The organism is Microbacterium sp. VKM Ac-2923 (assembly GCF_022815605.1).
In the GTDB taxonomy this organism is placed as follows: domain Bacteria; phylum Actinomycetota; class Actinomycetes; order Actinomycetales; family Microbacteriaceae; genus Microbacterium.
Window position 1 is genome coordinate 38,395 of record NZ_JALGRP010000003.1, and the last position, 14,074, is coordinate 52,468.

The following is a 14,074-nucleotide window of genomic DNA, read 5'->3' on the forward strand; positions in this document are numbered from 1 at the left end:
CGTGACGGGGGTCGACAGGCGGCCGGGCGTCTGGTGCGGATGGCATAGAATCAGTGAGGATCTTTACGCGCTACCCCGGGGGACGATGGACATCTCGACGACGTCGCACGTCATTGCGACGACCGATCGCCGCTCCGTCGGGCGCACGGTCCGGGCCTACGTCGCCCTGACCAAGCCCCGCGTCCTCGAGTTGCTGCTGGTCACCACCGTTCCGGTGATGATCCTCGCCCAGGGCGGGCTCCCCGATCTGTGGCTCATCTTCGCCACGGTGATCGGCGGCTCGCTGAGCGCCGGCTCCGCCGCGGCGTTCAACATGTACCTCGACCGCGACATCGATGCGCACATGCAGCGCACCGAGAATCGACCGCTCGTGACGGGCGAGGTCTCCCCGCGCGGCGCGCTGGTGTTCGCGTGGACGCTCGCGGCGGTCTCGACCGTCTGGCTGTGGGCGTTCACCAACCCGCTCACCGCGGGGCTCTCCGCCGCGGCCATCTTCTTCTACGTCGTGATCTACACGATGATCCTCAAGCGCCGCACCGAGCAGAACATCGTGTGGGGCGGCATTGCGGGCTGCTTCCCGGTGCTCATCGGCTGGTCGGCCGTCACGGGTTCGCTCTCCTGGGCGCCGTTCATCCTCTTCGCGCTGGTGTTCCTCTGGACGCCGCCGCACTACTGGCCGTTGTCGATGAAGTACGCCGCGCAGTACGAAGAGGTCGACGTTCCGATGCTGGGTGCGACCCGCACCGGTTCCCAGGTGGGGCTGCAGGTCATCCTGTACGCGTGGGCCACCGTCGCCTGCTCGCTGCTGCTCATCCCGGTGGCATCCATGGGCCTGGTCTACACCGTGTCGGCGCTGGTGTTCGGCGGCTGGTTCATCTACGAATCGCACCGCCTGTATTCGCGCGCCGTCCGCGGCGGGGAGTCGCGCCCGATGCGCGTGTTCCACGCCTCGGTCACCTACCTGACACTGCTGTTCGTCGCGATCGCCGTCGACCCGCTGCTGCCCTTCTGACCTGATCCGAGGCGCCCGTCCCTCTCCGGGGCGGGCGTTTCGTGTTCCGGATGCCAGGCGGTGCGCCGCTGTTCGGTGGCGTGGCAGGTGAGTGTCCAGGACGCCCTGAGTCGCGCGTGGATCGTCCGGGTGTTGTGGACACCGGGCGGGGCGGTGGGCAGGTTCGTTAGGTGTCCAGGACGCCCGGAGTCGCGCGTGGATCGTCCGGGTGTTGTGGACGCCGGGCGGGGCGGTGGGCAGGTTCGTTGGGTGTCCAGGACGCCCGGAGTCGCGCGTGGATCGTCCGGGTGTTGTGGACACCGCATCCGCGAGCCGTGGGGTGCATGTCCAGGACACCCGGAACTGCGCGCGGGCGGTCCGGGTGTTTCGGACACCGAAGGACGGTGAACGTGCAAGCGCCCGCCCCCATCGCGGGAGCGGGCGCTTCGGTACGCGGGTCAGCGGCGCGTGGCGTCGTCTCCGGCGTCGAGCTTGGGTGCGTCGTGACCGGCGTCGAGCTTGGGTGCGTCGTGACGCTCCGCGGCGGCCTGCGGCGGAGCCGGAGCAGTCGACGGCGTCTCGATGTCGGCATCCTCCACCGAGATGGGGGCGGCGGTCGCGGCGGGCGTGTACGGGGTGACGGCGGGCGCGGCGGCCGTCTCGTCGTCGGTGTTCCAGTCGATGCTCTCGACCGCGACGTCGGGGCGGCGGGTCAGGGCTGCGGCTGCGCCGAGCGCGAGCACGGCGACGATGCCCACGGCGCCGGCGCCGAGGACGGCGGCTCCGACCACGACCCAGGACTGACCGACGTAGACCTGCACGACGGTGGCGTTGGGGTCGTTGAGGACCTCCTCCATCGCGGTGATCCCGTTCAGGACGATCGCGAGACCGCCGATGATGGCGGCCAGGGATCCGGCGACGAGCACCCAGAAGGGGATGCTGGTCAGCAGACGGGGACGAGTGTGCATGGGTTGAACTCCTTGTCGTTCCGACCCGGGGAGTCGGACAGCGTCATCCGACGCGGTGGCATCGGATGGATCACGGGCGCAGGGCACCCGGGGAACAAGACTGTCTCACCCGGCGGTGTCGGCGTTAGGGGTCGCCCATGAATGGCCTATGAGCGTATAAGAGCGCCGTCTCGCCCCGACGGCACCGGCCGGCGTGTGCTCAGCGTCGCGCGGACGCCGTCTCGCGACGCCTGATCGGCTCGTCGGCGATGGCCGGCTGCTTCAGGCGCAGCACGACGACGGTCATGGTCGCCGCGGCCAGAGCGGCGAGCACCATGTGCGCCCCGACGGCGAGCTCGGGCAGTCCGTTGCGCGCCTGATACAGGCCGATGGCGATCTGCACGAGTTCGACGGCCAGCAGGGCACTCGCCCAGCGACGCACCGGGAGGCGGAGCCGCCAGGCGATCACGACGACCGCCAGCGTCAGGACGAACAGCGCGTAACCGGGCCACGCGTGGACGTGCTCGAGCACCTGGGCGTCGAAGCCGTTGCGGACCGAGGCCTCGTCGCCGGAGTGAGGACCGGCGCCCGTGGTGAGCACACCGAACACGATCGTCAGGGCCAGCACGCCGGTCGTCGCGTGCACCAGCCCCGCGAACCAGCGGGGAACGGCACGGGCGCGGGGGCCCGCGGGCTGATACATGAAGACGAGGAACGCGGCGCAGACCGCCACGAGCGAGACGGACGCGACGTAGTGGAAGCCGACGATGAAGGGGTTGAGTCCCGTGAGCACCGTGACGCCGCCGACCAGGGCCTGCGCGACGATGCCCGCGAGCACGACGAGCGACAGCACGAACAGCACCCGGCGCTCATGCCGCATGCGCCACACGAGCACCACCACGGCGAGGGCAAGGATGCCGACGAGCCCGGTCAGCGTCCGGTTGCCGAACTCGATGATGCCGTGGATACCCATCTCGGGGGTGTTCACGAGCGAGTCGGGGGTGCAGCGCGGCCACGTGGGGCAGCCGAGTCCCGAGCCGGTCAGGCGCACGGCGCCCCCGGTGCCGATGATGAGCACTTCCGCGACGAACGACAGCCACGCGAACACCCGCACCCGACGGTCGACGTCGGCGGGCAGCCACGCGACGAAGCGGCGCACCGGCGACGGGAGGCGTGACGGGGCGGTGGAGGACGGGGCGGAGGGCATGCGTACGGCTTCCTGGCGTCGAGGTGCTCCGGGCGTTCGGAGGAGCGGGCCTGCCATGCCGGGAGCGGGTGTTGCCTGTAGAATCGAAGGGTCCGGGTGCAGCGCTTCACGCGTTCCGCACCGCTGACAGTCTAGGCGCGCAGCCAGCGCCTTCGAGCGGGCCCACCAGCGACCTTCCTGGGACTTCGACCGGAGTCCGGAATGTCGGGACGGATGACACCGTTGAGGTCCGAGAAGGAGAGTGACCACCATGTCCGATGTACTCATCGACCGACCCGAGCTCGAAAGCCTGGGGCAATACGAGTTCGGCTGGCACGACACCGATGCCGCCGGCGCGCTCGCCCAGCGCGGAATCAACGAGGACGTCGTGCGCGGCATCTCCGCCCTGAAGTCCGAGCCCGAGTGGATGCTGAAGACGCGTCTCAAGGGCTACCAGCTCTTCGGTCGCAAGCCCATGCCCACCTGGGGCGCCGATCTCAGTGAGATCGACTTCGACAACATCAAGTACTTCGTGCGCTCGACCGAGAAGCAGGCCCAGTCCTGGGAAGACCTTCCGGAAGAGATCCGCAACACCTACGAGAAGCTGGGCATCCCCGAGGCCGAGCGTCAGCGTCTCGTCGCCGGCGTGGCCGCGCAGTACGAGTCCGAGGTGGTCTACCACCAGATCCGTGAAGACCTCGAGCAGCAGGGTGTCATCTTCATGGACACCGACACTGCACTGCGCGAGCACCCCGAGTTCTTCGAGGAGTACTTCGGCACCGTCATCCCCGCCGGCGACAACAAGTTCGCGGCGCTGAACACGGCCGTGTGGTCGGGCGGCTCGTTCGTCTACGTCCCCAAGGGCGTGCACGTCGAGATCCCCCTGCAGGCGTACTTCCGCATCAACACCGAGAACATGGGTCAGTTCGAGCGGACCCTGATCATCGCCGACGAAGACAGCTACGTGCACTACATCGAGGGCTGCACGGCGCCGATCTACAAGAGCGACTCGCTGCACTCGGCCGTCGTCGAGATCATCGTGAAGAAGAACGCCCGCGTGCGCTACACGACGATCCAGAACTGGTCGAACAACGTCTACAACCTCGTCACCAAGCGGGCCGTCGCCCACGAGGGCGCGACCATGGAGTGGGTCGACGGCAACATCGGCTCCAAGGTGACGATGAAGTACCCGTCCATCTACCTCATGGGCGAGCACGCCAAGGGCGAGACCCTGTCGGTCGCCTTCGCCGGTCCCGGTCAGCACCAGGACGCCGGCGCCAAGATGATCCACATGGCGCCGTACACGCAGTCCTCGATCGTGTCGAAGTCCATCGCCCGTGGCGGCGGTCGCGCCGGTTACCGCGGTGAAGTGCGAGTGGATGCCAACGCGCACCACTCCGCCAACACGGTGCGCTGCGACGCGCTGCTGGTCGACACCATCTCGCGGAGCGACACCTACCCCTCGATCGACATCCGCGTCGACGACGTGCAACTCGGTCACGAGGCGACCGTCTCGAAGGTCAGCGAAGAGCAGCTCTTCTACCTGCAGTCGCGCGGACTCCCCGAAGACGAGGCCATGGCCATGATCGTGCGCGGGTTCATCGAGCCCATCGCGCGGGAGCTGCCCATGGAGTACGCGCTCGAGTTGAACAAGCTCATCGAGATGGGCATGGAGGGCAGCGTCGGATGATCGCTCCGGCGATCGCCGCCCCGCCCTCAGTTCCCCGCCCTCTCGCCGAATGGAGCGTTAGCTAAGTGACGACAGCGACCACGACCCCCGCGGGCACCGCGGAGGGTCATATCGACCCGGCCGCCCTCGTGGCATCCATCGTTCCGGTGCAGACGCGCTCGGAGCGGGCGACCTCGTTCGATCCGGCCGATTTCGGCACGCCGACCGGCCGCGAGGTCAACTGGAAGCTGACCCCGATCGACAGGCTCGCGCCGTTGTTCGTCGACGAGGCGGGTCCGACCGGCGTCATGCGCGTCGAGGTCGAGGCGCCCGATCAGGTGCAGCAGTTGCGCCTGGCCGCGGGCGACGCACCGCGCGGCGAGCACTTCCGGCCCGAAGACCTGACGGCCGCTCTGGCGTGGACGCACGAGACCGAGGCACCGCTGCTGCGGATCCCCGCGAACGTCGAACTCGACGAGCCCGTGATCGTGCGTCTGACCGGCACCGGCGGCCTCGCGCACGCACACGTCGTGATCGAGGCGCAGGCCCACTCCCGCGGGACCGTGGTGCTGCGTCACGAGGGCTCAGCCCAGCACGCGCAGAACGTCGAGATCCTCGTTCGCGACGGTGCCGATCTCACGGTCGTCTCCGTTCAGAAGTGGGATGACGACGCCATCCACGCAGCGTCCCACCAGGCCCGTGTCGACCGCGACGCCAAGCTCACGCACGTCGTGGTGAGCTTCGGCGGCGGCGTCGTTCGCGTGAACCCCTCCGTCGAGCTCTCGGGCGCGGGATCCGAGGGCCGCCTGTACGGCCTCTCGTTCGCCGATGCCGGCCAGCACCTCGAGTCGCAGGTGTACCTGCACCACAAGGGACCGCACACGGTCGGCGACGTGCTCTACAAGGGGGCGTTGCAGGGCAAGAGCGCCCGGAGCGTGTGGATCGGCGACGTGCTCATCGGACCGGATGCCACCGGCACCGACTCGTACGAGGCCAACCGCAACCTCGTGCTCACCGACGGCGCGCGCGCCGACTCGATCCCCAACCTCGAGATCGAGACCGGCGACATCCAGGGTGCAGGCCACGCCAGCGCCACGGGTCGTTTCGACGACGAGCAGCTGTTCTACCTGCAGGCTCGCGGCATCGCCGAAGACGAGGCTCGACGTCTGGTCGTGCTCGGCTTCCTCAGCGAGATCGTGCAGCGCATCGGCATCCCCGAGCTCGAGACCGAGCTGACCGAGGCGATCGAGCGCGAACTGGCCGAGGGGGCTGCCGCATGAGCGCGTCCCGCGCCTGCGCGCTGAGCGACCTCGTGCAAGACGAAGCGCACCGCGTCGAGATCGACGGCACCGCCATCGCCGTCGTCCTCGACGGCAAAGGCGAGGTGCACGCGATCGGAGACGTCTGCACCCACGGCGACATCTCGCTGTCGGACGGCTTCGTCGAGGGCGAGACGCTGGAGTGCTGGGCGCACGGCTCGGCGTTCTCGCTCAAAACCGGTCGTCCCCTGAACCTCCCGGCTTTCGAGCCGGTGCCCGTGTACGAGGTCGTGATCGACGGAGACGACGTGCTCATCGATCCTTCCGTCACCAAGGCGACGGCCTGAGCCGCGCCCACGACCCCAGACTTACGTAAGGAACACCATGCCTGTCCTCGAGATCCGCGACCTCCACGTGACGGTCGAGACGGAGAACGGTACGACCCCGATCCTCAACGGCGTCACGCTGACGCTGCGCACCGGTGAGACCCACGCCATCATGGGCCCCAACGGCTCCGGCAAGTCGACCCTGGCGTACACCATCGCCGGTCACCCCAAGTACACCGTGACGAGCGGCTCCATCACGCTCGACGGCGAAGACGTGCTCGAGATGAGCGTCGACGAGCGCGCCCGCGCCGGCCTCTTCCTCGCGATGCAGTACCCGGTCGAGATCCCCGGTGTCACGGTCACCAACTTCCTCCGCACGGCCAAGACGGCCATCGACGGCGAGGCCCCCGCGATCCGCGGCTGGACGAAGGACGTCAAGGGCGCCATGTCCAACCTGCGCATGGACCCGACGTTCGCCGCGCGCAACGTCAACGAGGGCTTCTCCGGCGGCGAGAAGAAGCGTCACGAGATCCTCCAGCTCGAGCTGTTGAAGCCCAAGATCGCGGTGCTCGACGAGACCGACTCCGGCCTCGACGTCGACGCGCTCAAGATCGTGTCGGAGGGCGTCAACCGTGCCAAGGAGCAGACCGACCTGGGCGTGCTGCTCATCACGCACTACACGCGCATCCTCCGTTACATCCGTCCGGACTTCGTCCACGTGGTCGTCAAGGGCCGCATCGTCGAAGAGGGCGGCCCGGAACTCGCAGACCGTCTCGAAGAAGAGGGTTACGACCGTTTCCTCGAGGCCGGTACGCCGGTGGACGCGTAAGATCGTTACATGACCGCAACGCTCGCGCCCGAGAAGTACGACGAGGTCACCGAGGCCCTGAAAGACGTCATGGACCCCGAACTGGGGATCAACGTCGTCGACCTGGGGCTCATCTACGACCTCGCGTGGGATGACGAGAACGACGCCCTCGTCATCCACATGACCCTCACCTCGGCCGGCTGCCCGCTGACCGACGTGCTCGAAGAACAGACCGCCCAGTCCCTCGACAACGTGGTGGACCGCTTCCGGATCAACTGGGTGTGGATGCCGCCGTGGGGCCCCGAGCGGATTACCGACGACGGCCGCGACATGATGCGCGCCCTCGGTTTCGCGATCTGAGAACTGTTCACGAACGCCCATCCCGCACGGGGTGGGCGTTCGTGTTTCTCCGTCTGACGGTGGGTTTCGATCGTCCGCATCGGTCTGATTAGGCTCGCGGAATGAGCGTTCCCCCGTTGCAGGCCCTGCCGCTCGATCTTCTGCGCCAGCGGACCAGCACCAAGTGGCGTTCCTACGGCGACGACGTCATCCCCATGTTCGTGGCCGAGACCGACTTCGCGCTGGCACCGGCGATCACGGCGGCGCTCCACCGGGCCGTCGAGATCGGCGACACCGGGTACACCCCGCCGCGGCCGGGCATCGACCTGGACTTCGCGGACTACGCCGATCGTCACTGGGGATGGCGTCCTGACCCGGCGCGCATCCGCTGGACCGGCGACGTGATGATGGGCGTGGTCGAGGTGCTGCGCGCCGTCACCTCGCCCGGTGACCGGGTCATCGTGACGCCGCCGGTGTATCCACCGTTCTACGACACGGTTGAGGAGGCGGGCGCGGTCGTGGAGCGGGTTCCTCTGCTCACGGACGGTGAGGGGTGGAGACTCGACCTCGATGGCATCGAGCGGGCACTCGACGACGGCGCCCGTTCGGTGCTGCTGTGCAACCCGCACAACCCCACCGGCACCGTGCACACCCGCGAGTCGCTCGCCGCCCTCGCGCGACTGACGCACCGTTACGGAGCCACCGTCGTCAGCGACGAGATCCACGCCCCCCTCACCCACGCGCCCGCGGTTTTCACTCCATTCCTGGATGCCGCCCCCGAGGCCGCCGCGGTGGGGTACACCGTCACCAGCGCCAGCAAGACCTACAACCTCGCGGGGCTGAAGTGCGCGGTGATCGTGACCGGCGCGGAGGAGACTGCGCAGGTCGTGCGCGGGCTGCCGTGGGAGGTCGAATGGCGCGCGGGACTGTTCGGCGTCATCGCCAACCGGGCCGCGTTCTCGGCGGACAGCGATGAGTGGCTCCAGGGCCTGCTGGCCGCTCTCGACCTCAACCGCCGCCTGCTGGCCGACCTGCTCGCCGAGCACCTTCCCCTCGCGCGCTATCGCATCCCGGATGCGGGATTCCTCGCGTGGGTCGACGTCTCGGCCTACGGATGGGGCGAGAACCCCGCGCCGTTCCTCCGCCGCGAGGCCGGGGTCGCGCTGCACCACGGCCCGCTGTTCGGCGTCGAGGGCGTGGGACACGTTCGCATCAACGTCGGCTGCGCCCCCGAGGTGCTGCGCGACGCGATCGAACGCATCGGGCGGGTCGCGGCAGGCCGCTGACAGCGAGAGGTTACCGCGAAGCGCGCCCGGTCGGTGTTCAGCACTTCGCGTGACCGGTGCGCCCGGTCGGTATTCAGCACTTCGCGCGGCCAGCGCGCCCGGTCGGTGTTCAGCACTTCGCGTGGCCGGTGCCCCCGACCGGTGTTCAGCACTCGCGCGACCGGTGCCCCCGGCCGCGGCTCAGCACTCCGCGCGGCCCGTGCGCCAGTAGCCCATGAAGGCCACGGCGCGGCGGTCGACGCCGCGCTCGGTGACGAGATGGCGGCGCAGGGTCTTGATGGCCGAGGCCTCGCCGGCGAGCCAGGCGTACAGCGGGGCTTTCTTCAGCGCCGCGCCGCCCTTGGCCGTGCGGGGGACCTCCCAGAGCATGCCCTCATCGATGTCGACCTCTTCGACCTCGTCGCCGTGTCCCTCCGGCGTCAGCGCGAACGCCGCCTCGCGCGTGGCCGCGACGAGGTGGTCGTGGCGGTCGCCGGCCGTGCGGGCGGCGAGGCGGTAGTCGAACCCGGGATGCCGCGGCAGGTATGCGCAGTCCTCGGGCGTCGGGACCTCGAGGACGACCGTGCCGGTGGCATCCGGGGGCAATTGCTCGAGGATCACGGCGATGGCGGGGGCGGCGGTCTCGTCGCCCGCGAGGAGGTAATCGCCCGTGCGGGCCGGCGGGACGAAGTCGACCCCGAAGCTCACGTCGGTGAGCGCCACGGTGGGCGCGAAGATGAGGACCTCGTCGCCGGGGCGCGCGTCCTGGATCCACGCGGAGGCCGGGCCGAGCACCTCGTGCGCGACCATGTCGATGTCGACCTCGCGGTCGGCGCGGCGGACCGCACGGGTCGTGTACGTGCGGAACGGCGGGCGCGAATCGTCGGGCAGCTCCCGCCATTGCGTCCACCAGTCGCCGCCGACGGGCATGGCATCCAACCCGATGGTGTCGGTGGGGAAGACGACCTTGACGCGCTGGTCGAAGCCGGGGTCGCCGTACTCGTGGAGGTCGTCGCCGGCGAACGTGAATCGGCGGAAGCTCGGGGTGAGGTCGGTGATGCGTGCGACGCGGACGCGGAAGAACCGCGAGGTCTCAAGGCTGGAGGGCATCGTGAGTCTCCCGGGGGGTGTCGGCGTGCGCGGCGCGGGCCGTCACGTGGTGGCGGCCCCGGGGCAGGACGAGCGGCGTACCGGACACGGGGTCGGGGACGACGAGGGCGTCGAGGCCGAAGACGTCGGCGATGAGTTCGCTGGTCATGACCTCGTTCGGGTCGCCCGCGGCGACGACGCGCCCCTCGCGCAGTGCCACCAGGTGGTCGGCGTAGCGAGCGGCCATGTTCATGTCGTGCAGCACCATGACCGTGGTCGTGCCGCGGTCGCGGTTGAGGTCGGTGAGGAGGTCGAGCACCTCGACCTGGTGGGCGACGTCGAGGAACGTCGTGGGCTCGTCCAGCAGCAGGATGTCGGTCTCCTGCGCGAGAGCCATCGCGATCCAGACGCGCTGGCGTTGACCGCCCGAGAGCTCGTCGATCGAGCGGTCGGCGAGATCGCTCGTGCCGGTGGCGGCGAGGGCTTCGGCGACGACCTCGTAGTCGCGGGCGCTCCAGCGGGCCAGCGCTCGCTGGTGGGGGTGGCGTCCGCGACCGACGAGGTCGGCGACGGCGATGCCCTCCGGCGCGATCGGGTTCTGCGGCAGCAGGCCGAGGATACGCGCGACCTCTTTCGAGGGGCGTTCGTGCAGGGCCTTGCCATCGAGGATGACGCGGCCGGCCTGAGGCGGCAGCAGGCGCGCGAGGGCGCGAAGCAACGTCGACTTGCCGCAGCCGTTCGCCCCGACGATCGCGGTGATCCGACCGGCGGGGAGCTCGAGGTCGAGCTCGTCCACGATGGTGCGGTCGCCGTAGGCGAGGGTGAGGCCTTCGGCGGAGAGCGTTCGATCGCGGGTCATAGCGATCCTCCCGAGCGGTTCGTCCTGATGAGGAGGTAGATGAGGTACGGCGCACCGAGCACGCCGGTGATGACGCCCACGGGGTAGCGGTTGTCGAAGGCGAACTGCCCGAGGAGGTCGGACACCATCACCAACAGCGCACCGACGAGGCCCGCGGGCAGCAGGAGCGACCCTCCCGGGCCGATGAGTCGTGCGGCGATCGGGCCGGCCATGAAGGCGACGAAAGCGATGGGGCCGGATGCCGCGGTCGCGACGGCCAGAAGAACGACCGCCCCGACGATGAGGAGCAGGCGGGTGCGCTCGACGCGGACGCCGAGACCGGCCGCAGAATCGTCGCCGAGACGCAGGACGGCGAGCCCCCGGGTGTTGGCGGCCATGAGGGGCACGACGACCGCGATGACGACGGCGAGGGGGAGGAGCCGCCCCCACGAGGCGTTGTTGAGACTGCCGGTCAGCCACTGCATCGCGGTCTGCAGATCCCAGTTGGCCGCGCGGGTCAGCATCCACGTGGTCACGCTGTCGAGCATGGCGGCGACCCCGATGCCGATCAGGATGAGCCGGGTGCCCGTGAACGCGCCCTTGCGGGAGAGCAGGTAGATCGCCCCGGCGGTGACCAAGGCCCCGACGAGCGCGAAGACCGAGACGAGCGTGTCCGAGAGGGAGAAGCCGATGATCGCGACCACGGCGGCGGCGCTCGCACCCGAGGAGATGCCGATGATGTCGGGGGAGGCGAGGGGGTTCCGCAGCATCGTCTGGAACGTGACACCTGCCATGCCGAACGCGAGGCCGGCCAGGAGGCCCAGCGTGGCGCGGGGCAGACGCAGCTCGCCGATCGTGAAGGACGCGCCCGGCACGGTCTGGCCGAGCAGCACCCGCAGGACCTGATCGGGGGTGTAGAAGGTGTTGCCGACCATCAGCGTCGTGACATAGACGGCGAAGACGGCGATCACGAGGACGAGCGCGACGCTCGAGCGTCGACGCGCGCGGGAGCGGCGTCCGCGGACGAGGGCGGCGACGTCGGCGGGCCGTTCGACGACCTGGCTCACAGTTCGCGCACCTTCTGCCGACGGACGATCCAGATGAAGAAGGGGGCACCGATGAGAGCGGTGAGGATGCCGACCTCGACCTCGGTGGGCCGGGCGATGAGACGGCCCACGACGTCGGCCCCGACGAGCAGCACCCCTCCGCCGAGCGCCGAGAAGGGCACCAGCCAGCGGTGGTCGGTGCCGACGAGCAGGCGGCAGACGTGCGGCACGACGAGACCGACGAACGCGATGGGACCGGCGACGGCGGTCGCCGCCCCCACGAGGACGACGGCTCCGGGCGAGGCGACCAGGCGCGTGCGCCCCACGTGCTCGCCGAGACCCGTGGCGACGTCGTCGCCGAGGGCGAGGGAGTTCATCCCGCGCGAACAGAGGACGCACACCAACGCACCCGCGGCGAGCACCGGCAGCACGATCTGCACGCGCTCCCACGTGGCGCCGCCGATGCCGCCGATCTGCCAGAACCGGAACACCTCGAGCAGGTCGACGCGGGGGAGGAGGATCGCACTCGACAGCGAGCCGAAAGCCGCGGTGGTGGCCGCCCCGGCGAGGGCGAGCTTGAGGGGAGTGGCCCCCCCGCGTCCGAGCGAACCGACGACATAGACGAACACCGCCGCGACGGCGGCTCCGACGATCGCGAAGCCCATGAAGCCGAGGGAGCTGGAGAGGCCGAAGAACGCGATACCGGTCACGACCGCGAGAGACGCCCCCGCAGAGACGCCCAGGATGCCGGGGTCGGCGAGCGGGTTGCGCGTGACGGCCTGCATGGTCAGGCCGGCCATCGCGAGGGCGGCACCGACGACGAGGCCCAGGACCGTCCGCGGGATGCGGGCGAGCACGGCGGCTTCTCCGACGCCCGTGCCGCCGCTGAAGGCCGAGACGATCTCGGTGATCGACACGTCGCGCGTGCCGAAGGCGACGGATGCCGCCGACACCACCACCGCGCCCACCGCGAGGGCCAGCAGCCACGCCAGCCGACGGCCGGCCGACCGCCGCAGGGGAGCGGGGTCGGGCAGCGTCGGGGCGACGGCGAAGCGGGAGCTCACGGTGGGCACGGTCGGCGGCGGATCAGCCGAGGGCGCTGTTGAGGAGGTCGAGGTACTTCGACAGGCCCCAGCTGATGGACAGCGGCGAGGGGTTCGCCGCGGCAGCGAGAGGCGTGCTGTCCTCGAGGACAGCGATGTGACCGGCGGCGATCGCGGGGACCTTCGACAGCAGCGGGTCAGCCTGCAGCTGGGCGATGAGCGAACCGTCGGTGGGACCGTAGGTGATCCACAGGCCCACGTCGTCGAAGGCGTCGGCGTTCTCGGCGCTGATCTCCGTGTAGAAGGCCTCGGTCTCGGCCGAGGCGGTGGTCACCTGCTCGGGGACGGGCATGCCGAACTCGTGAAGGTAGCCGGGCCGGGGGTCGTGAGCGGTGTAGTAGGTGACGGTGCTCAGGTCGGTCGGGTCGGTGAACGCGAACACCGGCTTGACGTCGGCGAGGGCGGGGTAGGCGTCGAACGCCTCCTGCGACTCGGTCTTGATCTGCTCGATGAGGGCCTTGCCCTCGCTCTCGAGACCGAGGCCCTTGGCGTTCAGCTCGATCATCTGGTCCATCGTGGTGCCCCACGCGGCCTCGGGGTAGGCGACCACCGGGGCGATCTTCGACAGCGTGTCGAAGTCCTCCTGCGTCAGGCCCGAGTACGCGGCCAGGATGACGTCGGGCTGCGTGTCGGCGACGGCCTCGAAGTCGATCCCGTCGGTCTCGTCGAACAGCACGGGGGTCTCGGCGCCGAGCTCGGTGAGCTTGTCCTCGACCCAGGGGAGCACGCCGTCGCCGTCGTCATCGCCCCACGTGGCCTTGGCCATGCCGACCGGCACGACGCCGAGGGCGAGGGGAACCTCCTGGTTCGACCACGCCACGGTCGCGACGCGCTCGGGCTTCTTCTCGATGACGGCCTGGCCGAGGGCACTGTCGACCGTCACGGGGAAGACGTCGTCGGAACCCTGCGCCGCCTCGCCTCCCGGAGTGGCCGAGGTGCCGGCGCAGCCGGTGAGGACAAGGGCGGAACCGGCGGCGAGGGCCGCCAGAGCGCGGAATCGGGACACGAAGAGCCTCCTGCGTGTTAGGTAAGGATTGGCTTAGTTTAGGTCAGTCATCGGGGTGGAACGCAAACCGGGACGCCGATGCGCCGGAGGAACGTCTCGACGCCGAAGTACCGCGCGCGCCGCGGCGCCGGCGCCGCCCGCGCCTGCCGTCGGGCGCCGCGGCATCCGCCTTCCCCGCGACCTGACCGCGCTATCGGCGGGT

General features: G+C 69.7%; 14 protein-coding genes. 7 read left to right on the top strand and 7 right to left on the bottom strand.

The window, feature by feature from the left end:
- Window positions 1-85: 85 nt before the first annotated feature.
- Window positions 86-1,012 carry a heme o synthase gene (locus MT347_RS06060; RefSeq protein ID WP_243499146.1) on the top strand — a complete coding sequence of 309 codons (927 nt, stop codon included), beginning with the start codon at window positions 86-88 and terminating at the stop codon, window positions 1,010-1,012.
- A 437-nt stretch (window positions 1,013-1,449) separates the two neighbouring features.
- Here the strand turns inward: MT347_RS06060 and MT347_RS06065 are convergent, their stop codons facing one another.
- On the bottom strand, window positions 1,450-1,959 hold the full coding sequence (locus tag MT347_RS06065) for a hypothetical protein (RefSeq protein ID WP_243499149.1): 510 nt from the start codon (window positions 1,957-1,959) through the stop codon (window positions 1,450-1,452).
- Between the two features lie 199 nt (window positions 1,960-2,158).
- Window positions 2,159-3,145 carry a heme A synthase gene (locus MT347_RS06070; protein WP_243499151.1) on the bottom strand — a complete coding sequence of 329 codons (987 nt, stop codon included), beginning with the start codon at window positions 3,143-3,145 and terminating at the stop codon, window positions 2,159-2,161.
- Window positions 3,146-3,395: 250 nt separating this feature from the next.
- On the opposite strand from MT347_RS06070, the gene sufB reads away from it, so the two are divergent.
- From sufB to MT347_RS06100, 6 genes are all read left to right on the top strand, one after another.
- Window positions 3,396-4,814 (top strand): Fe-S cluster assembly protein SufB, encoded by a 1,419-nt coding sequence (gene sufB, locus MT347_RS06075; RefSeq protein WP_243499152.1) that lies wholly within the window; start codon window positions 3,396-3,398, stop codon window positions 4,812-4,814.
- 65 nt (window positions 4,815-4,879) lie between these two features.
- A complete protein-coding gene (sufD, locus tag MT347_RS06080; RefSeq protein ID WP_243499153.1) occupies window positions 4,880-6,073 on the top strand; it encodes a Fe-S cluster assembly protein SufD in 1,194 nt (397 codons plus the stop codon).
- On the top strand, window positions 6,070-6,399 hold the full coding sequence (locus tag MT347_RS06085; RefSeq protein WP_243499154.1) for a non-heme iron oxygenase ferredoxin subunit: 330 nt from the start codon (window positions 6,070-6,072) through the stop codon (window positions 6,397-6,399). Before sufD ends, MT347_RS06085 begins: the two co-directional genes overlap by 4 nt.
- A 37-nt stretch (window positions 6,400-6,436) precedes the next feature.
- Window positions 6,437-7,207 (top strand): Fe-S cluster assembly ATPase SufC, encoded by a 771-nt coding sequence (gene sufC, locus MT347_RS06090; protein WP_243499156.1) that lies wholly within the window; start codon window positions 6,437-6,439, stop codon window positions 7,205-7,207.
- 9 nt (window positions 7,208-7,216) lie between these two features.
- A complete protein-coding gene (locus MT347_RS06095; RefSeq protein WP_055837689.1) occupies window positions 7,217-7,546 on the top strand; it encodes a metal-sulfur cluster assembly factor in 330 nt (109 codons plus the stop codon).
- A gap of 101 nt (window positions 7,547-7,647) precedes the next feature.
- Window positions 7,648-8,811: a MalY/PatB family protein gene (locus MT347_RS06100; RefSeq protein ID WP_243499158.1), complete on the top strand. Its 1,164-nt coding sequence runs from the start codon at window positions 7,648-7,650 to the stop codon at window positions 8,809-8,811.
- A 180-nt stretch (window positions 8,812-8,991) separates the two neighbouring features.
- On the opposite strand, the gene MT347_RS06105 is transcribed toward MT347_RS06100, so the two are convergent.
- Genes MT347_RS06105 through MT347_RS06125 form a run of 5 tightly spaced genes read right to left on the bottom strand, consistent with a single transcriptional unit; the run spans window position 8,992 to window position 13,872 of the window.
- Entirely contained in the window at window positions 8,992-9,900 is a 909-nt protein-coding gene (locus MT347_RS06105) for a siderophore-interacting protein (RefSeq protein WP_243499160.1), read from the bottom strand.
- Window positions 9,884-10,738 carry an ABC transporter ATP-binding protein gene (locus MT347_RS06110; RefSeq protein WP_243499163.1) on the bottom strand — a complete coding sequence of 285 codons (855 nt, stop codon included), beginning with the start codon at window positions 10,736-10,738 and terminating at the stop codon, window positions 9,884-9,886. The genes MT347_RS06105 and MT347_RS06110 overlap by 17 nt, the downstream gene beginning before the upstream one ends.
- Window positions 10,735-11,784 carry an iron chelate uptake ABC transporter family permease subunit gene (locus tag MT347_RS06115; RefSeq protein WP_243499165.1) on the bottom strand — a complete coding sequence of 350 codons (1,050 nt, stop codon included), beginning with the start codon at window positions 11,782-11,784 and terminating at the stop codon, window positions 10,735-10,737. The genes MT347_RS06110 and MT347_RS06115 overlap by 4 nt, the downstream gene beginning before the upstream one ends.
- On the bottom strand, window positions 11,781-12,827 hold the full coding sequence (locus MT347_RS06120) for an iron ABC transporter permease (protein ID WP_243499167.1): 1,047 nt from the start codon (window positions 12,825-12,827) through the stop codon (window positions 11,781-11,783). Before MT347_RS06120 ends, MT347_RS06115 begins: the two co-directional genes overlap by 4 nt.
- Before the next feature lie 22 nt (window positions 12,828-12,849).
- Window positions 12,850-13,872 (bottom strand): ABC transporter substrate-binding protein, encoded by a 1,023-nt coding sequence (locus tag MT347_RS06125; RefSeq protein WP_243499169.1) that lies wholly within the window; start codon window positions 13,870-13,872, stop codon window positions 12,850-12,852.
- Window positions 13,873-14,074 lie beyond the last annotated feature (202 nt).

Excerpts from the sequence above, each read along its gene's own strand:
- MT347_RS06060 (WP_243499146.1), top strand. The coding sequence starts at position 86 with ATGGACATCTCGACGACGTCGCACGTCATTGCGACGACCGATCGCCGC.
- MT347_RS06065 (WP_243499149.1), bottom strand. The coding sequence starts at position 1,959 with ATGCACACTCGTCCCCGTCTGCTGACCAGCATCCCCTTCTGGGTGCTC.
- MT347_RS06070 (WP_243499151.1), bottom strand. The coding sequence starts at position 3,145 with ATGCCCTCCGCCCCGTCCTCCACCGCCCCGTCACGCCTCCCGTCGCCG.
- sufB (WP_243499152.1), top strand. The coding sequence starts at position 3,396 with ATGTCCGATGTACTCATCGACCGACCCGAGCTCGAAAGCCTGGGGCAA.
- MT347_RS06085 (WP_243499154.1), top strand. The coding sequence starts at position 6,070 with ATGAGCGCGTCCCGCGCCTGCGCGCTGAGCGACCTCGTGCAAGACGAA.
- sufC (WP_243499156.1), top strand. The coding sequence starts at position 6,437 with ATGCCTGTCCTCGAGATCCGCGACCTCCACGTGACGGTCGAGACGGAG.
- MT347_RS06095 (WP_055837689.1), top strand. The coding sequence starts at position 7,217 with ATGACCGCAACGCTCGCGCCCGAGAAGTACGACGAGGTCACCGAGGCC.
- MT347_RS06100 (WP_243499158.1), top strand. The coding sequence starts at position 7,648 with ATGAGCGTTCCCCCGTTGCAGGCCCTGCCGCTCGATCTTCTGCGCCAG.
- MT347_RS06105 (WP_243499160.1), bottom strand. The coding sequence starts at position 9,900 with ATGCCCTCCAGCCTTGAGACCTCGCGGTTCTTCCGCGTCCGCGTCGCA.
- MT347_RS06110 (WP_243499163.1), bottom strand. The coding sequence starts at position 10,738 with ATGACCCGCGATCGAACGCTCTCCGCCGAAGGCCTCACCCTCGCCTAC.